At 66.6% G+C, this 22,438-nt stretch carries 18 protein-coding genes; 3 read left to right on the top strand and 15 right to left on the bottom strand.

The window, feature by feature from the left end:
• Positions 1 to 88: 88 nt before the first annotated feature.
• Positions 89 to 1,081: a S1 RNA-binding domain-containing protein gene (locus HPY83_01085; GenBank protein ID NPV06541.1), complete on the bottom strand. Its 993-nt coding sequence runs from the start codon at positions 1,079 to 1,081 to the stop codon at positions 89 to 91.
• Between the two features lie 573 nt (positions 1,082 to 1,654).
• On the opposite strand from HPY83_01085, the gene HPY83_01080 reads away from it, so the two are divergent.
• The 3 genes from HPY83_01080 to HPY83_01070 are packed head-to-tail and all read left to right on the top strand — an operon-like array spanning position 1,655 to position 4,446.
• Positions 1,655 to 2,776, top strand: a complete 1,122-nt coding sequence (locus HPY83_01080; GenBank protein NPV06540.1) for a tetratricopeptide repeat protein — start codon at positions 1,655 to 1,657, stop codon at positions 2,774 to 2,776.
• The gene (locus HPY83_01075; protein NPV06539.1) at positions 2,773 to 3,210 is read left to right on the top strand and encodes a D-tyrosyl-tRNA(Tyr) deacylase; all 438 of its coding nucleotides are present in this window, start codon (positions 2,773 to 2,775) and stop codon (positions 3,208 to 3,210) included. The genes HPY83_01080 and HPY83_01075 overlap by 4 nt, the downstream gene beginning before the upstream one ends.
• Before the next feature lie 45 nt (positions 3,211 to 3,255).
• Positions 3,256 to 4,446, top strand: coding sequence for an MFS transporter (locus HPY83_01070; protein ID NPV06538.1), 1,191 nt, complete (start codon positions 3,256 to 3,258; stop codon positions 4,444 to 4,446).
• A 44-nt stretch (positions 4,447 to 4,490) separates the two neighbouring features.
• Here HPY83_01070 and HPY83_01065 read toward each other — a convergent pair whose 3' ends face one another.
• The 14 genes from HPY83_01065 to recR form a co-directional block, all read right to left on the bottom strand.
• Positions 4,491 to 4,697, bottom strand: coding sequence for a cold-shock protein (locus HPY83_01065; GenBank protein NPV06537.1), 207 nt, complete (start codon positions 4,695 to 4,697; stop codon positions 4,491 to 4,493).
• A 561-nt stretch (positions 4,698 to 5,258) separates the two neighbouring features.
• Positions 5,259 to 6,443 carry an NAD(P)/FAD-dependent oxidoreductase gene (locus tag HPY83_01060; GenBank protein NPV06536.1) on the bottom strand — a complete coding sequence of 395 codons (1,185 nt, stop codon included), beginning with the start codon at positions 6,441 to 6,443 and terminating at the stop codon, positions 5,259 to 5,261.
• Positions 6,444 to 6,472: 29 nt separating this feature from the next.
• Positions 6,473 to 7,759 (bottom strand): adenylosuccinate synthase, encoded by a 1,287-nt coding sequence (locus HPY83_01055; protein ID NPV06535.1) that lies wholly within the window; start codon positions 7,757 to 7,759, stop codon positions 6,473 to 6,475.
• A 415-nt stretch (positions 7,760 to 8,174) separates the two neighbouring features.
• Positions 8,175 to 9,623, bottom strand: a complete 1,449-nt coding sequence (locus HPY83_01050) for a sugar transferase (GenBank protein NPV06534.1) — start codon at positions 9,621 to 9,623, stop codon at positions 8,175 to 8,177.
• Positions 9,611 to 10,744 carry a glycosyltransferase family 4 protein gene (locus tag HPY83_01045; protein NPV06533.1) on the bottom strand — a complete coding sequence of 378 codons (1,134 nt, stop codon included), beginning with the start codon at positions 10,742 to 10,744 and terminating at the stop codon, positions 9,611 to 9,613. The genes HPY83_01050 and HPY83_01045 overlap by 13 nt, the downstream gene beginning before the upstream one ends.
• 487 nt (positions 10,745 to 11,231) lie before the next feature.
• Positions 11,232 to 12,893, bottom strand: coding sequence for a VWA domain-containing protein (locus HPY83_01040; protein NPV06532.1), 1,662 nt, complete (start codon positions 12,891 to 12,893; stop codon positions 11,232 to 11,234).
• A 10-nt stretch (positions 12,894 to 12,903) separates the two neighbouring features.
• Entirely contained in the window at positions 12,904 to 14,085 is a 1,182-nt protein-coding gene (locus HPY83_01035; protein NPV06531.1) for a solute-binding protein, read from the bottom strand.
• A 42-nt stretch (positions 14,086 to 14,127) separates the two neighbouring features.
• Positions 14,128 to 14,808, bottom strand: coding sequence for a hypothetical protein (locus tag HPY83_01030; GenBank protein NPV06530.1), 681 nt, complete (start codon positions 14,806 to 14,808; stop codon positions 14,128 to 14,130).
• Between the two features lie 61 nt (positions 14,809 to 14,869).
• Entirely contained in the window at positions 14,870 to 15,883 is a 1,014-nt protein-coding gene (locus tag HPY83_01025; GenBank protein ID NPV06529.1) for a hypothetical protein, read from the bottom strand.
• 2 nt (positions 15,884 to 15,885) lie between these two features.
• Positions 15,886 to 17,616 carry a hypothetical protein gene (locus tag HPY83_01020; GenBank protein ID NPV06528.1) on the bottom strand — a complete coding sequence of 577 codons (1,731 nt, stop codon included), beginning with the start codon at positions 17,614 to 17,616 and terminating at the stop codon, positions 15,886 to 15,888.
• A gap of 79 nt (positions 17,617 to 17,695) precedes the next feature.
• A complete protein-coding gene (locus tag HPY83_01015; protein ID NPV06527.1) occupies positions 17,696 to 20,047 on the bottom strand; it encodes a penicillin-binding protein in 2,352 nt (783 codons plus the stop codon).
• Entirely contained in the window at positions 20,048 to 21,076 is a 1,029-nt protein-coding gene (dapA, locus tag HPY83_01010) for a 4-hydroxy-tetrahydrodipicolinate synthase (protein NPV06526.1), read from the bottom strand.
• A 13-nt stretch (positions 21,077 to 21,089) separates the two neighbouring features.
• Complete coding sequence (locus tag HPY83_01005; protein ID NPV06525.1) at positions 21,090 to 21,794, bottom strand: HAD family hydrolase; 705 nt, start codon at positions 21,792 to 21,794, stop codon at positions 21,090 to 21,092.
• Positions 21,795 to 21,834: 40 nt separating this feature from the next.
• Positions 21,835 to 22,437, bottom strand: coding sequence for a recombination protein RecR (gene recR, locus HPY83_01000; protein NPV06524.1), 603 nt, complete (start codon positions 22,435 to 22,437; stop codon positions 21,835 to 21,837).
• Position 22,438: the final 1 nt, after the last annotated feature.

Here is a 22,438-nt window from a genome sequence, read left to right as displayed (position 1 = left end):
CGAAGCGCAGGGCCACCTTGCGTCACCCGTGAACACTTCCGCACTATGGGCAGGCGGCAGAAGGGGCAATGAACCATCGTACCCAATCCTAGACCCCCCGCAGGCTCAAGCCCAGCCGGCGGGTATCCCTGTCTATATGCAGGATCCGGACCTTGACCGCCTCGCCTTCCTGTATCAGGTCTCTGGGATCCTCTCCCGGCTCGATATCCATCTCGGAGATGTGCACCAGCCCTTCGATCCCATCGCCGATGCTGGCGAACACGCCGAAGTCCACCACGTTCGTAACTCGGCCCTCGACCACCTGGCCTACTTCGTAGCGCTCCTCGATCCCCTGCCAAGGGTCGGGCTGAAGCCGCTTCAGGCTAAGCGCCACTCGACGCTTGTCTTTGTCCACCGAAAGCACATACGCCTGCACCGGGTCCCCTAGCCGAACCACCTCGCGGGGGTCCTCGATGCGCCGCCAGGATAGCTCACTTATGTGAACCAGTCCCTCGAGCCCGCCCAGGTCCACGAAGGCTCCGAAGTCACAGATGTTGCTGATGCGACCGTGGGCCAGGCTCCCTTCCTGCAAGACGTCCAGCAGTTGCTCCGCCTGCAGCCCATCGGGCGTGGCTGCCCTCTCCGACAGGATGATGCGGTTGCGCTCTTGATCCAACTCAATGACGCGGCAGTGCAGCTCTCGGCCCACGTAGGTGGCCATCTGCACTGCTCGCTGCTCCTCGCTAAGCTGGCGAGGCAGGTCCTTTATCTGTGAGGAGGGGACGAAGCCCTGCAGGTTGTCCACCCTCACCAGAAGGCCACCCCGGTTGTAGCCGGTGGCCTTGACGGTGAGGACCTTGGTCGAGTGCAGGCATTCCTCCAGCAACGCCCAGGCCTCTTGCTCGCTGGGGTCAAGCGCGCGCCGCCCCCCACTCCGAGCCGAGACCTGTCGGTACCCCTCGTAGGCCAGACAGGCCCCCTTAGAGCCATAGAATACCAGTACCGAATTAGATTCCTGCTTTTCCTGTTGCAGCAGCATAGACCAGTAGGCTTCGTCCCTGCCGGTCACACTCTGCCGCCGCTCTTCCTCCCGATTCCACATCCGCCCAAGTCCCCTCTAACTGGTTCTTCTCCCACCGTGCTTATCATTATAGGGTTGGGCGCACAAACTGGTCAAGGTCAGCGCAGAACTCGCCCGTCACCAAATGCGCCGACGACCCTGGCCCATGTAGCAGCTCAGGATCGGGGGGGCACACGCCGACAAGCGCCGCCACTCAGGGCCTTCGCCGCGCTCGCACTAGGCGAGCCCGCCCCGGCTGCACCGCACGTACACCTTCCTTCGAGGACTGCCCGCTCCCACGCGCGCCGCCCCCCAAGTGCCTACCGTGCCTGGGGCACCTCCCTTCGAGGAGTGCGCGCGCCCACGCGCGCCGCCCCTCGAGTGCCTACCGTGCCTAGGAGCGCGCATTCCTCAGGAGGAGGCCGGAACCTCCCGGAACCCCAGCGCCCTGCCCTCCTAGCCGGCCGAAGAGCCTGCCGCGAGAGCCGGTGAGGAGACCACCTGCGTGCGACTGCCGGCGCAACACGCTCGTCCCCCCGATCCTCAGCTCTTACTGGCCCAGTGCCCCTTCGCGCGCTATAATCGGTTCACTTTGCCCAGCGCTGGAGGCTCTACTTGGTGGGAGCGCAGGCCGGCCTATCCGGCACCTACGAAAGCATGTACCAGCGGGCCCAGTTTCTGATACGTACGGGAGACGCAGGTGGCGCGATAGACATCCTGCAACGCATATCGAAGCGGCTGGCCATGCTATCGGAGGAGACGCTCAGGCGCCACGAGGACATCGCCAGTTTCGGCTACCTGGCCGGCGTGGAGCTGTCCGGTCTCCTTGCCGATCAGGGCCGCTACGACGAGGCGGTGGCGGTTCTGCGCTCGCTCGTTCGGTTCAGGCCCGAGGATGACGACGAGATTGAGCAGCACGCGGCCAGGCTCCTGATAGCGAAGGGTGATCTGGACGAGGCCCTGGCCAGCCTATCCTCTCTCACCGAACGCTTTCCGTACGATCCCGCCCACTGGCTCGCAATGGCCGATGCCCGTCTGGCCCGAGCAGAGTACGCCGAAGCCGAGGTGGCAGTCAGGAAGGCCCTAGAGCTGGCCCCAGACCCAAGGCACCAGGCCCTCATCCAGCAACGGCTCTTCGTCCTTCATCGCCAGCAAGGGCATCTGCAGCAGGCTCTGGAGGCCTGGGACCGCATGGCAGAGCTTGCACCAGACATGGCCCAGCATCTGGCGCCCGAGCTCTACACTTACCTGCTGGATCTGGGGGAGTTGGATCTCCTCCGCCGGTACCTCCGCCGGGATCCTTCCGAGCTCCGGGCCGAGTACTACCGAGGCGTCATAGACAACCGTGAAGGCGCGTTCGCCTCGGGGTCCGCTCGTTGGCGCAGACTCCTGGAGAAGGACCCGCTGGAGGCAGCTCAGGGGCGGGTAGAGTGGGCAGAGGCGGCTCTGCGCACCGGGAGAACCGAGGATGCGCTGGCGGTCCTGTCTACCAGCCTGCAGGAATCCTACAGCTCCCGCGTCTGGCTGCTGCTTGCCATCGGTCTGGTTCGGATGGGAGAAATCGAGAGCGCCCGCAGAACCCTGAACCTGGGCATCAGCCAGCTGCGCTCCTCCGTGCCTCCGCGCCGCCGTTACGACCGCTCCGCCTGGGAGCTCCTCACCTCTCTCACCGAAAGCCGAGAGGCCGTGGCTACCCTGAAGGAGCTCTTCGACACCGGCGAGGAAGAGCCACAGTGAGGGCACTGATCCAACGCGTGGCCCGCAGCTCGGTGCGAGTGGAGGACCGTGAGGTAGCGCGCATAGGCAGAGGTCTGGTGATCCTCCTGGGAGTGGCCCGTGGAGACACGCCCGACCAGGCCACCTGGCTGGCGGAGAAGACGGCCAACCTGCGCATCTTCGAGGATGCCGAAGGTAAGATGAACCTCTCCCTTCTGGATGTGGGGGGCCAGGCCATTGTCGTCTCTCAATTCACCCTCTACGCCGACGCCAGTCGGGGGCGGAGGCCCGGGTTCAGCGATGCCGCCCTCCCCGAGGAGGCGGAACCTCTGGTGTCTCACTTCGCCGAAGCTCTGGCGGAGGTAGGCGTACCGACCCAGACGGGCATCTTTCAGGCACACATGCTGGTGGAGATACTCAACGACGGGCCGGTGACCATCATGTTGGAGCGCTGAAACCAGGGCCGGACCATTCGTGGCCCAGGAGGTTACCGGAGCCCAATGCCTGTAGCCAGAAGCCGCGGTCGTCAGGTCGGCAGCTTCGTCGTGGGCATCGCCCTGTTCTGGGCCGCCCTCTACTTCTACGTGCCCACGTTGGCCGTCCACGCCCGCTCGCTGGGTGCCAGCGACACTGTGGTAGGGTTGATCGTGGGCTCCTACGGCTTCACCCAGCTCATCGTGCGCGTCCCGCTGGGTATCGCCTCCGACCGATTGGGCCGGCGCAAAGTCTTCGTGCTATTGGGCCTCCTCACCATTGCGGTGAGCTCGATCGGACTGGCGCTGGCGCCCAGCCCGGCACACATGCTCCTGGCACGAGGGCTGGCAGGGGTGGCAGCCTCAACCTGGGTGGCCTCCACCGTCTTGTTCTCGGCCTTCTACCCCCCGAGCGAAGCCGTGCGCTCCACCAGCCTGATGTCGCTGTCGAGCTCCCTGGGCCAGATGCTGGCCACCTTCGCCGGGGGCTACGTGGCCGCACGCCACGGGACCGGCTCGCCCTTCTGGGTGGCCGCCTTCGTCGCCTTCGTTGGCTTTCTGGTGCTGCTGCCAGTGGCTGAGCCGGCCGCCGCCCAGCGCCGAACGCCACCCCTGGGCGAGATCGCGGGCGTGCTCACACTTCCTTCCCTGCTCCTAATCTCTCTGGCAGCGGCCGCGGCTCAGTATGCTGCCTTCGCCACCTCCTACGCCTTCGTGCCCATCTTCGCCGACGAAGTGCTGCACCTGGACTCGGCGCAGATCGGCACCCTCACCTCTATGGTGCTACTGCCCTACGCCCTCATGACCACAATGGTGGCTGGGCTGTCCACCCGGGTGAGTGAGCGCCGGCTGGTCACCGTGGGGCTCTGTCTCCTGGCCGTGGCGACCACTGTCGTCCCCTTCACTGTTGGGTTCTGGAGTCTGTTGGTGAGCCGCATCCTCTTCGGGTTAGGCATGGGCCTGACCTACCCCGTCCTTATGGGACTGAGCATCAAGTCGGTGCCTCAGGAACAGCGTGCCTCGGCAATGGGTGCCTTCCAGGCCATCTACGCCTTGGGGATGACTGCCGGTCCCGCCATAAGCGGCCTCATTGCCGATCAGTTCAGCCTCACCTCTGTCTTTTGGGTGACAGCCGCTGCCTGCCTTCTTGGCCTGCCTCTAGTTCACCTGAGCGAGCGCCCTCGCCTCTCCCAGGCAGCGAAAAGCCCGGCTCGGTAACCGGGCCGGGCCCATTCAGGGCGCCCGCAGGCGTCCACCCCCTCTCAGCTCAGGCGGCTTACCCGCGTAGCCTGTGGCCCCTTGGGGCTGTCCTCCACCTCGAACCGGACCCGATCACCCTCCTCCAAATTGCGGAAGCCCTGCCCGACGATGGCGGAGTAGTGAACGAAGACATCCTTCCCACTACCTCCGTCCGGGGTGATGAATCCGTAGCCCTTGGTACGGCTGAACCACTTGACCGTCCCCTGCATCTCTTCTGCCATGTGCGGCCGACCCCCTGTCGAACTACCTCGCCCCTGCGCTCCGCCGCTTTGAGGGCATCACCAGCCCGCCGCCGACGGTGACCAGTGGCTCAGTGCGCTCCCTCCCCCCAAGCTGGAGATGGTGCCAGACTCTAGCACAGGCCCACCGATAGGGTCAAGGCAAAGGCCGGAGAGTGGCGCATCTTACCTTGGAGGTGAATTGGGGACATCCATGGCCCGCAGGCGCCGCGCGTAGGGGCGAACCTCGTGTTCGCATTCTCTCTCGTGTTCGCCCTCGGCCCGGCGACGACACGGCCCCCTAGTTGGGGTGGCTCCGCGTCTGGGCACGCCCAGCCCTCACTCGAGGGGTGAGCGCGACGGCGTCGCCCCGCGTGCCGGCCTGTACTTCGACGCGAGATTGGCGTGCCCTCCCGCGGAGACAGGTGCCAGACCGAGGTGACTGGGTGTGCCGGCCGCCGTACGGCCACCCCGGGCTGCGGAGGCACGCAGTTGGCAGTGTGTATCACCGAGAAGCTGGCTGACCAACCTCTGCCTCATGCGTCCCACCCCTCACCGCCGTCTGGGAGTGCGCCACCACATCAGGTACCGTGCCAGGTTGGCAGGCGTGAGGGTCCCCAGAGTGCTCTGACTGCGCATGAACAGGTTGCCGATCATGGAGGCGAAGTTGCGATCCCGCTGGGCCCTGCCCAAGATCCGCTCCAGCACCCTCTCGCTGCGCAGGAGTTCCCGCAGGAACCGCGCCGCTCTGTACTCGACCCCAAAACTGCGCTGGAGCGCCTTGGCGTAGGCGGATAGGTCCGCGCCGCTGAACCGACCCTTCTCCAAGGCATACAGCCCGTGTTGCGCTGCCACCCGACCGCTCTCCATGGCCGCCCCGATGCCTTCCAGGGTCAACGGGTGCACTACGCCCGCCGCATCTCCCGCTAGCAGCACCCTCTCGCCATATGGCACCACCGAGTTCAGGCCGCTGCGTAGGAACCGCACCCGCGGCGACCGCAGCGGGCGGCGCCCCGCCAGGGCACCATCGAAGGCGCGCCTGTCGCTCAGCTGCCGCAGGCCAGCCAGTAGCTCGTAGCCCTTGGCGCCGCGAGAGAGTGCCGACACGCTGAGGTCCATCAGTCCCGGCCCCGCAGGAAGCGCCCAGGCCACGCTGGGCAGCAGGTCCGGCAGGTAGTGTATTTCCGCCACCCCATTCGAGTCGTACTCGAACAGGGTATGCATGCTCACGAAGTCAGGGTCGCGACGTACCAGACCCAGAGAGGCAGCCAGGTCCGGCCGCGAGCCTTCGGCCAGAATGACCAAGCAAGCCGCGGGCAGCGACGGCCCCGAACTCCGGGCCACCACCGAGTCGCTGCCCACCTCGATCCCCCTCACGCGAGTGTCAGGGTACAGCCGCACCCCGGCGGAGGAGCATGCCCGCAGCAGGACGGACTCCAACTCGGCGCGCGGGATGATGAGGCTGGCCCGGCTTCCCGGCTGCCACGAAGCCACCGTCCCCCGGGGTCCCACGAACCGCATCTCGCGGCAGCGCTGATGGCCCGCCGCCCACTCGCCCAGGCGCATGCCGTCAAGGCAGTCTTGGGCCAGCGCCGAGCAGAAACCGCCCGCGGGGCGCTCGCCGCCCAGCTCGCCAGAGTCAACAAGAGCCACCTTGGCGCCACCACGGGCCAGGTGATAGGCAGCACTGGCGCCACCGGGGCCAGCGCCCACCACCAACGCATCTAAGACTACCATGCTGGTCCCCGGCTCTCTTGACCCCGGTCCTACCGGGTCACGGACTGGTCTCGCCCGGGGCCAACAGTTATCACCCCCACCGGCAGCCCAACCTGTTCCTCGATAAAGCGGACGTAGGCCCGGGCAGCAGGGGGAAGATCCTCGAAGCGCCTAACCTGTCCCAAGGGCTCCACCCAGCCCGCTAGGCGCTCGTATATGGGCTCCACCCGAATCAGGTCCTGTACGTGCGGCACCGCGCGGTGAATGACCTGCCCATCCAGTCGGTAGCCCACACAGACCTGCAGTTCCCCCAGCCCAGACAGTACATCCAGCTTGGTCACCGCCAGTTCAGTAATGCCGCTCACCCGGGCCGAATGCCGCACCGTCACCAGATCCAGCCAGCCGCATCGCCGCGGCCTGCCAGTAGTGGTGCCAAATTCGTCCCAGTAGTTGCGGCCAGTGCCTCGCAGGCGAGAGCCGATCTCTCCCCCCTGCTCGGTGGGGAACGGCCCCTCCCCCACTCGTGTCTGGTATGCCTTCACCGCACCCACCACCCGAGTGACCTCGCGCGGAGCCACGCCGAGCGCAGCCAACGCCCCACCCAGTACAGTGGAGGAACTGGTCACGTATGGATAGGTGCCGTGATCCAGGTCGAGCAGGATGCCCTGGGCTCCTTCGAAGAGGACCTGCTGCCCCTCCTCAAGGGCCCGAGCGAGAGCAAGGGAATCGTCACCGATGTACTCCCGCAGCCTCTGAGCATAGCCGACCAGGTCCCTGGCTACGGCGTCTGGGTCCAATGGCTGCTGTTCGTACACCCGCTCCAGGAGGAGGTTCTTCTCCACCACGGCGCTTCGTACCTTGTCTGCCAACTGCGGATCGGGCAGCAACAGGTCATACATGCGCAGCCCCGTGCGGGCTGCCTTGTCCTGGTAGGCGGGACCGATGCCCCTCTGAGTGGTGCCGAGGGCGCCGGCTCCGCGGCGCTTCTCGCTGGCCCCGTCCAGGGCGATGTGGTAAGGCATGATGAGGTGGGCCCGGCCGCTTATGAGCATCCGAGCTCGAAAGGCGTCGCGCTCCCGCAGCTCGTCCATCTCCTGGAGCAGCGTCCTGGGATTGATCACCATACCCCCGCCTAGAACGCACAGGGTCCCCTGGTGGAGAATCCCGGACGGGATTTGGTGCAGGCGGAGCAACCAGTCGCCATGGACCACCGTGTGTCCGGCGTTGTCGCCCCCTTGATAACGCGCCACCACATCCGCCTGATCGGCGAGAGCGTCCGTGATCTTGCCCTTTCCTTCGTCGCCCCACTGCGTGCCGATTATGGCCGTTACTGGCATGGGAGCCTCCGTCTGAGCCGGCCGGGACACCACCGCCGTCCAATTTGGCGGTGGAAGTGTGGCCCGCGCGCCGTCTCCTGGGTCGCGAGTGGCCGACCGCGCAGCACGACCTCAGGCGTGCCGAGGCGGTCGCCCGAGGGCCAGCGCTGTGTTGGCGTGGCCTGTGAAGCGAGGACATTCTAAAGGGGCAGTATGCGCCGCGCCAATCGCAGCGCTTTCATGGCCGCATTTCTCTTGAGGGGAGACGAAGAACACGGGGCGGCGTAGAGAAGAGGCACGGACCCGTAGGGGCGCAGCTGTGCTGTGTGCGCTCGGTGCCTGCCCCGAGTTCCGCACCATCCCTACGCGCAGCCCCATGGGCCCCGGAGTCCGGCAGCGTTTCCGGGTCGGAAGGCGCTCCCTCGCTGCCGCTCGTTCAGTAGGCGCCGCGCCCGAAGACAATGTGGGGGATAGTGCGCAGAATCACCTTGAGGTCCAGGCCCACCGACCAGTTCTCGATGTAGTAGATGTCGAGCAGCACCATCTCGTCGAAGGGCACCTCGCTCCGCCCGCCTACCTGCCAGAGGCCCGTGACGCCCGGTTTCACCTCCAGCCGGCGGCGGTGCCAGGGCTTGTATGCCTCCACTTCCGAGGGTCGGTTGGGCCTAGGCCCCACCAAGCTCATCTCGCCGCGGAGTACGTTGATGAACTGCGGCCATTCGTCCAAGCTCAGTCGGCGCAGGATCCGGCCCACCCGGGTACAGCGAGGGTCGAATCTCATCTTGAACAGAGGACCATCGGCCTCATTGCGGCCCCGGAGGCCATCCAACTGCTCGTCGGCATCCGCTTGCATAGAGCGGAACTTGTAGATGCGGAAGCGCCGGCCACCGCGCCCCACCCTTTCCTGGGCGTAGAGCACCGGCCCGGGCGAATCCAGCTTGATGGCTGCCGCCACCGGCAGGAAGATCAACCCCAGCACCAGCACCCCTATCAGCCCGCCGATCAGGTCCACTATCCTCTTGACGGCCCGGTCGAAGTCGCTTATGTGAGTGTCCCGCACGCCTAGCAGCGGAATGCCATCCAGGTCGTGGAAATCCACCCGCGACAGGCTCATCTGGAACAGGTCAGGCACCACCCGAGCCCGCACATCGCGTTCCTGACACTGGTTGACCACAGTCAGTATCTTGCGGTGATGCATCCAGGGAAGGGTGATGATGACCTCATCCACCTCCAGTTCCTGTATGACGCGGGGCAGGTTGGCGGTAGGACCTAGCCCGACGAAGCGGCCCAGATTGGTGGCGCCTGCCTCGGGGTCATCGTCCACGAAGCCGACGATCTGGTAGCCCAGCTCCGGATGCGCTACTATGCTGCGCATCACGGCCCGGCCGACCTCACCAGCGCCGACGATGAGCACTCGGGCTACGCCGATGCCGCGCCGCCGAAGGTAGTCCAGGGCCAGGTACTTGGCCCAGCGATTCAACGCCAACACCACCACGATGAGCACAGCGGCATAGAAGAACACCAGGCGGGAATAGACATTCGGGCGGTAGAAGAAGTAGAACACCACCAAGCCCACGATGCCAGTGGCGGTGCCGCTCACCACGCGCTGGAACTCATCGAGCCAGGTGTCACCCACCTTGTTGGCATAGAGCCCCTGAGCGTGGAACAGCAGCAACAACACCGCGGACAGCACCAGCCCCACGGGGAAGTAGTAGCGATAGGGAAAGGAGTAGACGTCTTCCACCGGGGTGGGCCACTCGGCCACATAGCGCAAGAAGTACGCCAGGTAGAAGGCCAGGTTGATGGCCAGCACATCGGCGACAATCATGGCCGGTGTCAGCCAGCGAACCACCCAGCCGCGGCCGTTAGGCTTCACCCGAGGCAACGGATGTACAAGCTCGAGGTGGCCCTCGCCGTCTTCGCCCAGGTGAACTTCCTGGCGCGTTCCAGACCTTTCCCGATGAGCTCCGTTCGGAGGTTGGTGTCGCTCAGCAGCCGTAGTATGGCCTCCATCAGCGCCCGGACGTCGCCCGGGCTGACCATCAGCCCCGCCTCGCCCACTACCTCGGGGAGAGACGAGGTGTCGGCCGTGATCACCGGGGTCCCACAAGCCATGGCCTCCAAAGGAGATAGCCCAAAGCCTTCGTAGGCAGAGGGATAGACGAACAGGTCGGCCCCCCCGTACCAGCGGGGACTCTGCTCCGGCGGTACATAGCCCAGAAAGATCACGTCCTCGGTTAGCCCATAACGCTCGACCGCCTGGTAGATGCTCCTGTATCCCCAGCCGGGCGCGCCCCCCAGAACCAGTCTGTGATCCTCCCAGCCCGACTGGCGCAACAGACGAAACGCTTCCACCAGGGTGAGAAGGTTCTTGCGGGGTTCCAGCGTGCCCTGGTAGTAGATGTACCGCCCGAGGCCCACCTCATCTAGAAACCCCGCTCGCTCTCCCGGACTCGGCGGCCTGAAGTGATCCGCCACCCCCAGGTAAGTCACCTGGACCTTGTCTGCCGGCACCGCCAGTAACCGACAGACGTCGCGCTTGGTGCTCTCCGAAATCGCTATCACTCCCCGCGCCCTGGTCACTGCCAGGCGGGTGATCAAGTTGAGATACACCCGGCGGCCCCGAGCGTGATAGCGAGGGAAAAGCCGGAAGCTCATGTCCGGCACGGTGACCACAGCCGGAATGGATGAGGCTAGGGGTAGAGAGAACGCCAGACCATGCAGGAGGTCCACCCCTAGCTTCCTGGCCTCTGCCACCAGTGCGGTCTGCTCCCATAGCAGCCGCGCCACTACTTTGCTGCCCGCCAGGCGCACCTCCTGCTGCCGCACGCCCTCCCAACCGTCCCGCCGATGAGGCAGCCAGGCGGTGAACCGCATGTCAGGCGCTGCCCCGGGAAGGTGGCTCAGCAGGCCGGCGATGTACCCACTGATCCCGGCGCTCCGATACGTGCCGGGAGGAGCCAGCAACTGGGCGTTGAGGCCGATGTGCGCCTGCATCTCGGCCACGTTCGCATCACGAGCCTGAGGCACGGGCGCGATTATAGCAGCCGGCCCGACCGGTCACAAGCACCTCGATACCGGAGACATGCAAGTACCGGGCCGGCTGGGCATGCCAGCCCAGCCCCCGTGCCCACCGATGCACGTGTCCCCACGATCCCCATCTCCGGCCGAGCTTGCGTCTGCCTCTGCGCGTTATGCCGAGGGAAGGGCCGGAGGAGAGCGGGCACCCTGGTCTCCGAATCCGGAGGCCCTTCACTTCGTTCAGGGTAACGCGAGGGTCTTCAGAGCGACGCCGGTGGTTCAGGATGACACAGGAGGGTTCAGAGTGACGCGAGGGGGCTCCGGGCGATACGGGAGGGGGAGACGCGAAGGGCATGAGGGAGACACCGAGGAGCTCTGGCTGATGGAGGAAGAGAGTCAGGTGACACGGTGACGTTCCGAGGCCACGCGAGGATGGCTCGCCATGGCCGCGCGAGCGTTCAGGTAGGCGATGTCAGAAGTAGGTGGAGATCAGCCGGTAGAGCTCTTCTATCGAGGTCAGGTCTCCTCGACGCACTTGGCCGCCGCTCGTCTCCGCGATGGCGGCCAGCGTGTCGAGATCGGCATCGCTGCCGTAGGCGATGCAGAACACCACCACCGGCACCCCGCGGGCGTTCCCATCCCGAATGCGCATCTGCAGCTCCCGCAGCCGCGTCCGGGAGGCATTCTCGCGCCCGTCCGTCATCACCACGATGGCGTTGATCCGCTCGGCATCGCCCAGGCTCTGCAGCCGGCCGTACGCCGCCCCAATTGCGTCCAGAAGTGCCGTATTGCCCCCGGCCGAGAGGTCGGCGATGGCTTGTTCCAGTGCCCTCCGGTTGCGCCCCAACTCGTCCAGGGGAATGGTCCGCCCCACCTCGCTGGCGAACTCGATCATGCCCACCCGTTCCTGGTCGCCGCGGATGCCTTCTACGAATGCCTGCAGCCCGAGGCGGGCGTTCTCCAGCTTGTCCCCCTGCATGCTACCGGAGGTATCCACCACCAGGAACACGTTGGTGTGCCTCTTAGTGTACCACCACACGTCCCTTACCACGTCCACCACGGCCGCGCTCGGCATCTGCAACACCGTCTTGGGCTGGGTCGGGTCTACGCCGTTGGCGGCAGTCAGCGGGGAGCCCTCGCCGGTCAGGGGGATCGAGAGGTCCGCGGGGCGGTAACCGTGCTGCAGCACTACCTGCTGAGACTGCGGGCTAAGCAGGTGACGCTTGAGCGCCTGGAACGTCTCCCTGGCGTCGTTATCCAGGTCCGCGTGCTCCAGCAGGGCCAGGGGGTGATCCTCCCAGAGAGTGCCCTCGGCCGGATAGACGGCCACCAGTCGGTCGCTCCCGCGACCATTGTAGTACACTACCAGTTGCTCCTGGACCACGAAGGCGTCCAGTCGCAGCTCGCCCTCCTCCAGGGCCCTCTCCACAGTGGCCAGCTCTCCCTCGCCGTAGTGCCTGACCGTGGCCTCCACTGCCGCCACGTAGTCGAGGGTACTCTGGGCCGTGGCATCTTCGATGGTGAGTCCGCGCGTCTTCCCTGCCCCGGCGTAGAACTGGGCCAGTGTAGCCAGCAGGCCGCTGGCCGTGCTGGTGGAAGCATGGCTCCAGCTGAATGTCTCCTCCGTCTGGGCCCGCTCCAGGATGTCCATCCAGCCGATGGGGCGATCGGGGTAGCCCATAGAGCGAGCCACGTCTTCCCGCATGGCTATCACCACGGGGCTGATGGCGAAGCGCACCGCCTCACCCACCAGCACTCCGTCTCGCAGAAAGGTCTCCCGCCAGCGCTGGTCCGTCTCCGTGAGCCACAGCGAGGAATCAGGACAGACAGCGTCCACCTGGCCTTCGACCGCAAGCCTGACCATGCGCTCCGGCAGCATCTCCACCGCTGCCACCCGCATGGGTGCTCCCGAGGTGGTGCGCAGGCCCTGTCGCTCGAACTCGGCCAGCAACTGCCCCAACAGCTCTCTCTTCTCCGGCGAGTAGGCCAGCCGGAGGGTGGGCTCCGGCGGGGTGACGGCGGCTCGCAAGCGGCTGACGCCCCACCAGCAAGCGAACGGGAGCGCCGTCACCAGCAAGAAGAGCGCTATCAGGATCGCCAAGAGGCGATTGGTGCGGGACCTCTGCGCCTGCATGCGCGTTTCCTTAGCGCTGGGTCACGTTGAGCTCGAACCAGCGCACCAGAGTGTCCAGGGTGTCGCGGTCGGGGGAACGCATGGCGGAGGCGCGCGGCACCACGGTCACGATTCCCTGGTCGCGCCAACGGGCAAAGGGGCTGCCCTCAATGTCCAGGGAGACGCTCGTGTTCACGGGCCGCAGCCCGTGCAGCACTGCCTGAGCCTGCACCTCTTCAGAGAGGAGGTAGCGCTCGAACTCCAGCGCCGCATTCTTCTCCGCCGCCGTCGTCTCCTGACCCATCCAGACGGTGAAGGGGAAATCGAACCAGGTGATGTACTCAGGGTAGATGATGACTAGTGGCTCCTGCCAGCGGGCCTGTATCCCTTCCATGTGCGAGAGCAGGTCGCTCTCCAGAAGCTGGCCTCCGTCGCCCATGGAGTAGCCGAATAGGGCCAAGTCCTCAGCTGAGTAGGCGCTCAGACTGCTGAAATCCGTCACCGCCCCCATCAGCTCTCCCAGCCATTGCTGGAACTCGGGGTTGGTCACATCCGCTACCCCGATGCGAGTGCTCTGGTAGTACTCCCCCGCTGCCGCCACCATGGCCGCCAGCCCGCCTACGTTCCGCTGCGGGTTCGGCACCACCAGCTTGAAGTACCCCCAAGAGGGATCACCTCCCAACTCGGCCCAGCCACCTCGGGCCACCGCGGCATCGTGAATGCTGCCCCAGTCCACTTTCCCGTAGCGCTCCCGCAACACCTCGGCCCGGCTGGCGTAGATGCCCCAGGCAAATAGGGAGATGGCTATGGGTCGGGCCCGGTACTCCCCATCGGTGAGGAAGACATCCCGACCCAGCTTCTGCTTCTGAGTCAGGTTGACCAGCTCCACCAGGTACCGGCTGTCCGGTATCCACGCCGTAGGCACAGGGTCAAACTCGCCCCGGTCGAACCGGCTCTTAGCCGTCAGCCCGTCCACTGCCGTCACCTGGACCGTTATGGGAACCCCGTCGAGGCGATGTCCCTCGGCATTGAAGGCTTCGGCAGCCTCCCGCACCCAGGCCTCCACCGGCAGGGCACAGGCCACTCGGACCTCGAGCAGCTCCTGCCGCTCGGGCTCAAGGGACCCGCCGTCGCTCCGCATCAGGTAGGATAGCCCTACGATGGCCAGAGCGACGACCAGCACCAGCACAAAGACCAGCCTAGTCCTGTTCATCTGTCACCTTGAGCCCGGCTTACCGCGCCACCTCGCTCCGGCTTACTGGCCCAGACCGAGCCGGCGCCGCCTCTCGGCCAGCTGCAAGTCAATGTCCCGCCTCTCCAGCAACTCGTCCATCTGGGCATCCAGCCGGCTAGCGCTCATCTCGCTGCGCGCCTGCGCCTTGTCCAGCCGCGCCCGTATGGCATCAGCCACCCGGGCCACATCGCTATCGCCCACCCCGACCAGGGAATCGAGCGAGGCCATCGTCTGCTGGGCGATCTCCTTGGACCGTGCCAGCTCCAGCAGAGCCCGCAGTTCCTCCCGCTCCTGCTTGACAGTAGCTAGCCTTGCCTCCAGTTTGAGCCGGGCATCCTGCAGTTGCCGGAACTCACCCCGCTGCCGTTCCACCTGCTCGCCATAGCTATCTGCCAGCCGCCGGGTGGAGTTCAGCTTGCTCTGGGCGGCCACGGCCAGGTCCTCGCGTCCTTCTACCAGGAGCACGTCTATGTTGCGGTCTAGTTCGTCCGCCTTGCCTCGGTACTCCTCGTACTTGCGTTCCAGCGTCTTCAGCTGGCCCCCTACGGTGGCTACTGCGTCCTCCAGGTCGCTGAGGCTGTTCTCTATCTGGCGGATATACTCGTCTATGACCGCCAGCGAGTTGGACCGGAGAGCTCTGTCCACGAGTGCATGCAAGTTGGCGCTGATCAGAGTCTGCACCTTATCGAACAACGAAGCCATCTCTTACCTCCACGCTCACACAGCATGATTCCGGCCCTCTCGCTTCAGAAAGCGCCGGAGCTTAGCGGAAGACCAACTCGCAGTTCGCCACCAGAGCGGTCACTCTCTTGCCGCCCAATTGTACGATCGCCTCGCCACTCCCTGCCAGTATCTCCACTACGCGACCGATGGACCCGGCCTGAGGTCCAGCAACCAGACGGACTTCAGCCTCCGCCTCGAGCCGCCTCACCGCCACAGGGTCGAAGCGCCCCTCTGGCTCGACGTCTTGAGGCGACAGGAGCCAACACCGACTCCCTCGCCGCAGAACATACACGACACTACCCGCTATCTCATTCATGAGGTCGAAGGCCAACCGGTTCATGGGCACCCGGCCGAAACCCTCCACCACCGCGACAGGCAGCGGCAGCCGGGTTTCAGCCCATGCCCCCGGCACCCCACCCAAGACCACTCCCTGGGCCCCGAACTCGGCCGCCCGGGTCAGCGCCGCTGGGTCCTCCCCTATCCCGCCCACTAGCACGGCGCCGTGGGCGGTGGCATCTACGTGCTCGGGGCGCAACACTCTCTCCGGCACCGGACCAACCATCTTCAGCGGGCCAGAGAACTCGCTCCCCAGGAGGGCGGCAGCGACGATCACGGCTCCCCTCCCCTCCACCTCCATTCCCGACCCAGGGTAGGTCTCGCCCACCCGGCCAGGAAGGCAGCCACGCACCGGAACCTCGGTGGGAAATCCTTCCAGAAGGGCCATGCCGCCCCCCAGAGCCATGGCGCGAGCGTTCTCCGGTGCCCTCACTTCCCGCGGCCGGGGCCAAGCCTCCCGCCGGGCCAGCAGCTCGCCCGCCCGCACCGACTGGCCTTCCTTGATGACCAGACACTGCGACACCCGCCGCGGAGCGACGCCTAGCTCGGAGGCTAGATCGACCACCCTGACCGGACCCCGCTCCACGATGTAGCCCACCACGTCTGCAGGCGTCACCAGGTCGCCGGTGCTGACCACTATTCGCCCCGGTCCGGGCAGGCGGAAACGCTCCCCGTACACGCATCGCCTGCAGACCACCGTCTCACCCACAACCGGCACGACTATGCCTCCAGCGCCTGCAGCCAGCGCCGCAGCAATCGCCGACGGTCGGCCGGGTTCTCGTTCTCCGGTAGGGGACGGCCCCGGGCGTCGATCACTAACCCTAGCGGTCCTCCCTCGACCTCCACCTCCAGCCCCTGCCCTCGACCGGCCCCTACGTCATAGCCGCGAGCGGGGCGGATGGTGGCTCGGGCGCGCGCTCCCGGGGCCAGCGGCAAGCGGATTAGGTCCCCGGCCGACACCTTGAGCTCCGCCGTCTGGCTGCCCGGCCCCGTGACCGTAAGCCGAACAACCTCCCGGCCAAAGCGGGACCGGCCCACCGGAGCTACCAGGGTTCCCAGCAGCAACACCCCGTCGCGCTCCAGGACGGACAGAACGGCAGCCGGGTTGAGCTCGGCCAGCGCCCCCAGGCCGGTGGCCAGGTTGCCCCAGTCCAGGGCCAGACGGCACACGCCCACAGGCTGCAGGCCGTCAATTAGAACGGCAGCAGCTCGTCCCAAGGAGTGGTAGCGACCGAGTACGGCCCCGCCACCCACTACCATGTCCACCCTCGGCGGCAGAGAGTCGGGGTAGTCCCAGCCCTCGGGCCACGCAGCGGCAGCTCCTTGGCGCGCCGCTGCCAGAGCCTCGCGGGCACAGGCCAGTTCGATCTCTGTTTCCCCCGGGGTGGCCGCACGCAGCCAGGGGCGCAGTTGACGGTTGAGGGACCAATCGGTGACCTCTGCCTCGCCCACGCCCTCGGAGGCCACCCAGCGCAGCAATCGCTCGGCACCGATGCGCCGGAGCAACGGCTGCGCCCCCTGACCCACGCCGCAGCCCCGCTCCACCAGGACCTGCCCGTGCCCGGTCCGCACCAGCACGGTACTCAGGGAGCCCACGTCCGCAGCCAGGACGTCAACTTCGTGCTGGCTGTAAGCCCGCAGCATGGCCTGCCCCACTGAGGTCACTCGACCACCACACCAGCGCCAGACGGCCTCTAGGCCCTTGCCGTCGCTACCCAGCAGGGACAAGTGAAGCAGATCCAGCTCCCGCCGCAGAGGCCCCAGGTCCGCGGACCTCCCATCGGGCGCCGGGCATTGAACCATGCGCACGGGCATGCTCTCGGCCGCGGCCGAGGTGATGGCCTGGCGGAGCGCCTGGGGCCCGGCATACAGGAGGGTGGGCCTCTGGTCCGGCCGCAAGAGAGACACGGCCACCGCCAGAGCCTCGGCCATAGCGACGACCGCCCGGTCCGGCTTTCGCTCATCCCCCCCTACCAGCAGCAATACGTGAGGGGGACGGTTCCGGATGGTCTGGGCGAAGCTCTCAAAAGCCCCCCGGCGCGCTGCTATCTCCTGACCGGTGATCCGCGCCACCACCGCACTGGCTACCGAATGGAGTGCTCCCTCGGCGTACTGCAGGTTCGCGTCCGTCTTGAGGGAGCATACGGCCACCTCCAGAGGGCCGAGCACGCTCACCACCCCACCTACCGCGTCCACTCCCACGCCGAGCTGCTCGGGCACGATGGGCCGCCCTTCCCGATCGGCCAGCCTTCGCCCTGACACGTCTTCGAGGTCGCCAACGCAGGCCAACAGCGGCGCCCGCAGCGCTCCGACCGACGCTACGCTAGCGATCTGCGGGGCCACTCCCCGCGCCACGAAGCGGTGGGCGTCTCCCACGCGATCCACCAAGGTGGCTTTGACGTAGGCGTTGCCCACATCGAGGGCAAGCATGGATTCAGGTTCCCGAGTCACTCCACCTCCGCCGAAAGGGCTAGCCGGTCTCCCGTGAGGGCGGGCGGCCCACCATACTACGCCCCGCAGGCTCGCAACGTCAACGAGACGCCTCGGGCTGGGCTCCACCTCGAGCCACGGTAACCGGAACTGGGTCGGATGTCCACACCTTTCCCTGTTCTGTCTCTACCTCAGCTGCGAAGACGTGCTCGCCTGGCTCCAAGAGCCACAGGACCCGATACGGAGGGCGATCTAGCTGCGCCAACACCTGCCCATCCACCATGAGCCGCACAGTGCGCACCGGGACGCCGGCGGGCACGCTAGCCTCTACCGCCACCCGCTGGCTGCTGAGGGGCAGGTCGGCGGCCAGCTCGTACACGCGGTGAGGGTCTGGCTGCACCAGCCGTACCGCCGGCGGCACCTCGGTAGCGACCTCAAGCGCCGGAGCCCGGGGGAACCCACGCGCGTCGGCCCACGCCTGGGCCTCCTCAGGCAGGACGGCGGCCACGTGCCCCTCGGCCCCACCGGCGCTGCCGTCCTGGCCCTCGTCATCCGGGATCAGCCGGTGCAGGTCACACTGCCTCTCGGGCTCAGTGCCGGCAATGAATAGCTCGAGCCGGCGATGGGGGCAGTCCGGGCCGGGCAACAACCCGCTGAGGGCGCACACCTCTGCCCGCACCAGGCCGGGAGGCTCAACGAAGTCCTGCTCAGGCATTCCTCGATGGAGCGCCTCCATCACTCCGCGCCAGATGGGGGCCGCTCCCTCCACGCCCGAGACCGGCCCCATACCGGAGCCATCGCTGTTGCCCGCCCATACCCCCACCACCATCTGGGGCGTGTAGCCGACGGTCCAGTTGTCTCGGCTATCGGTGGTGGTACCCGTCTTCACCGCCGCCGGACGCGACAGCGCCAGCACGCTCCCCTCGCCGAAGGTGGGGATGCGAGCCTTATCGTCCTTAAGGATATCGGTAATGAGGTAGGCAACTTGAGGGCTGATGACCGGCTGGGGGTCGTGCCTCGCCGCTTCCCACAGCAATTGCCCCCGGTCGTCCGTCACCCGAAGAATGGCATAGGGCTCGACCGGCCGGCCGCCTCGGCCAAACGCCGCGTAAGCCCGGGTGAGCTCCAACAGGCTCACCTCTGTCCCCCCCAGCGTGGCCGCCAGCCCCAGTCGATCGGCGGTGCCCAAGGAGACTACCCCCAACCGCCGGGCCATGTCCTGCAGGGCCGGCAGCCCCACTGCATCCAGTAGCCTAACCGCGACCACGTTATAGGAGGACCCCAGTGCCTCCCGCAGCAGGACCGGCCCCCGGTAGGTGAAGTCGAAGTTGACAGGCACGTACGGTTCCCCTTCCGCCGTGATGAAGGTGGAAGGCACGTCCAGCATCATGCTGGCGGGGGTGTAGCCAGCTTCGAAGGCGGCGGCGTAGGTCAGAGGCTTGATGGCGGAGCCGGGCTGTCGCGGCGCCAGTGTCGCGTTCACCGCCCCGGCAATGCTGTCGTCAAAGTAATCGGCGCTCCCTATCATCACTCGGATGGCGCCATCCGAAAGATCCAGCGCCAGTACGGCAGCGTTGCTTACATGCACTCTGGGGTCCCGGTTCACCGACTCCAGGCAGCGCTCGACCACCAGTCGCGCCTGTTCCTGGGAGGCTAGGTCGAGGGTGGTGTACACGCGCAGGCCACCGGCGGCCACGAAGCGCAGGGGCTCTCGCGCCGCCATGGCGGCCTCCTCAGCAGTGATGAAGCCCTGCCGGACCATCAGGTCCAGCACCACCCGCTGCCGGCCCCGCCAGGCGTCGCCAGCCTCGGGGGCGTAGAGGCTGGGGGCCTGGGGCAGCCCGGCCAGGAAGGCGCACTCGGCCAGGTCCAGAGAGGCAAGGGGCTTGCCGAAGAACGCCAGGCTGGCGGCCTCGGCGCCGTAAGACAGCCGACCGTAGAAGGTGCTGTTGAGGTACAGCTCCAGGATCTCGTCCTTGCTACGCCCCGCCTCGATGATGAGGGCCAGTACCGCCTCCCGCAGCTTCCGGCGCAGGGTCCGCTCGTACCGGTCCTCGGGCAACAGCAAGTTGCGAGCTACCTGCTGGGTGATGGTGCTTCCGCCAGCCACCACCCGCCCGCTGCGCACGCTGTAGTAGAGGGCCCGGGCTACTCCTACCAGGTCCACCCCCGGATGCCGGTAGAAGCCGGCATCCTCGGTGGCCAGGGTGGCCTGGATGAGATAGGGAGGGGCGTCCGCTAGCGACAGGGGACGGCTCCGTCCGCCGTGAACGGGCAGCGCCTCGTACAGGACCACGCCGTTGCGGTCGTAGATGAGCACGCTGGCGGCCGGCGCCCGTTCGAGCAGGCGCCAAGGGTCGGGTAGGTCCCATAGAACGGCAGCGGCCGTCGCCACGAAGGCGATTCCGAGGGCTGCCGCCACGCCTAGGCTCAGCCGCCAGGTGCGGGGCACTTACCTTCTCTCGGGCGCCACCCGTGGCCCGGTCAGCAGCCCCATGCCGTCCAGCACCGAGCGGAGCTGACGGCGCTCGGCCTCGCCCAGCGGACCCACCGGCGGGCGCGCTGGCCCCGCCTCCAGCCCCAGCATGTCCAGTGCCTCCTTGATCACCACCGGGAAGGAACCGAGCGAGAAGGCCATCCGCAGGGGCGCCAGGTCGCGCTGCGCCCGGAGGGACCCCTGAGTGTCGCCGGCACGGAAGCGGTCATAGATGCTAGCCACTAGCGCCGGTGCCACGTTGGCTGTGGCCGCGATGGCCCCGGCGGCACCGTAGGCCAGGGCGCCGTAGATGAGGGTGTCCCGGCCGGCCAGCACCGCGAAGTCATCGGGAGTACAGCGGACGTACTCCGCCAGCAGGGTCATGTCCCCACTGGAGTCCTTGATGCCCGCTATGTTTTCCACCTCGGCCAGGCGCACTACGGTATCCAGGCTCAGGCGGTTGCCCGTCCGGTCAGGGTTGTTGTAGAGCAGCAGGGGGAGGGCAGTCACGCCGGCGATGCGTCGGTAATGCTCCTCTAGCTCACGCGCCGATAGGGTGACGAAGTAGGGCGTAAGCACCGAGATGGCGTCAATCCCTACCTTCTCCGCCAGGCGAGCTAGAGCCACTGCCTCACCGGTGGTGACGGCCCCAGTGCCGGCGTAGACCGGCACCCGGCCAGCCGCCTGGTCCAGTGTCACCTCCCATACCTGGCGGCGCTCGTCCGCCGTGAGGGCATAGAACTCCCCCTGGCTGCCAGTAGGAAACAGCCCGTGGACGCCGCCCTCGATAAGGTAGTCCACCAGCCGGCGCAGGGCGGGCTCGTTTATCCGGTCCTCCTTGAGAGGCGTGACCATCGCTGGAATGACGCCATGGATGCGAAGACGTCGCGTGCGTGCCAAGATAGCCTCCTTGACGAGTGAGACGTGATGCGTGACGAGTGACGAGTGATGAGTGATACGTGACACGTGACCAGTGATACGTGCCTGGGAAGAAGGCCAACGCATCCCGCGTCACGTGTCACGTATCACGCAACATGCACACCAGCCCAGCCAGGTCCCCGAACGCGTGGGGCTCGGCGCCACCGGGGGGCTCGCCCTGGCAGACCAGGTAGGTCCACATGCCCGCTTGCTGAGCCGGGATGATGTCCAGCTCCGGGTCGTTGCCGACCACCAGGCACCGCTCCGCCGGAACATCGAGGGTGTCGGCGATCTCGCGGAAGTAGGCTGGATGAGGTTTGGCCCAGTGCATGTTCTCGATCGCCGTGATCAGGTCGAACCTGACATCCGCCAGCCCAGCCCACTTCAGGCGAGCGCGGACCGCACTGAGGGGAAACAGCGGGTTAGTGGCCACGACCACCTTGCGGCCGCCGGCCTGAGCCTCCAGCACCGCCTCTCGGGCCCCGGGCATCGCCTCCAGCCCCTCCCCTAGAGAGGGATAGATCTCTTCGTAGAAGCGCATGAAGTGAGGCCACAGGCTCTTTGGATCCAGGCCGCTCAGCCGGCCGAACTCCTCCGAGAAGGCCTCGGCATTGGTGAGCTCAGGGTGCTCGCGCTGCAGGATGGCTCTCGTAGCCTGAAGCACCCACTGCCGAAACTGAGCCGGCTCCACCCCGCCGAGGGGCTGGAAATACTCTCCCAGAGCAGCGAAGTACCGGGCGATGAACTCGTCCGTCTCCGTGCGCAATAGAGTGTCGTCTAGATCGAAGAGAACGGCCTCGAACATGCGCTACCCGCCACCCTGGACCGCGCCAGGCGCCTGCTGGCTACTCGACCTCGCTGCGGCCCTCCAGCGCCCGGGCCAGGGTTATCTCGTCAGCGTACTCCAGGTCCCCGCCCATGGGGAGCCCTCGGGCCAACCTGGTCACCCGGATGCCGAGCGGGCGGATGAGCCGGGCTAGGTACATGGCCGTGGCTTCGCCTTCCATGTTTGGGTTCGTCGCCAGCAGCACCTCAGACACCCCGCCCTCGCGCAGCCGCTCCACCAACTCGCGGGCGCGAATGTCTTCCGGCCCGATACCCTCGACCGGCGAGATGGCGCCGTGCAGCACGTGATAGAGCCCCTTGTAGCGCCCGCTACGCTCGATGGCCACCAGGTCCAGTGGCTCCTCCACCACGCAGATGATGCTCTGGTCCCTGGACTCATCCCGACAGATGGCGCATGGGCTCTGCACGTCCACGTTGAAGCAACGGGCGCACAGGATGGTCCGTTCCTTGAGGTCTACCAGCGCCTCCGCTAGGGCATTGGCCTGGTCCTTCGGCGCCCGCAACAGGTAGTAGGTAAGCCGCGATGCCGTCTTGGGCCCGATGCCCGGCAGACGGCTGAACTCATCTATCAATCTGGCGATCGGCTCGCTCAGAAGTGCCATC

Source organism: Anaerolineae bacterium (genome assembly GCA_013178015.1).
Lineage (GTDB): Bacteria > Chloroflexota > Anaerolineae > DRVO01 > DRVO01 > Ch71.
This window is presented reverse-complemented; position numbering and strand designations above follow the sequence as displayed.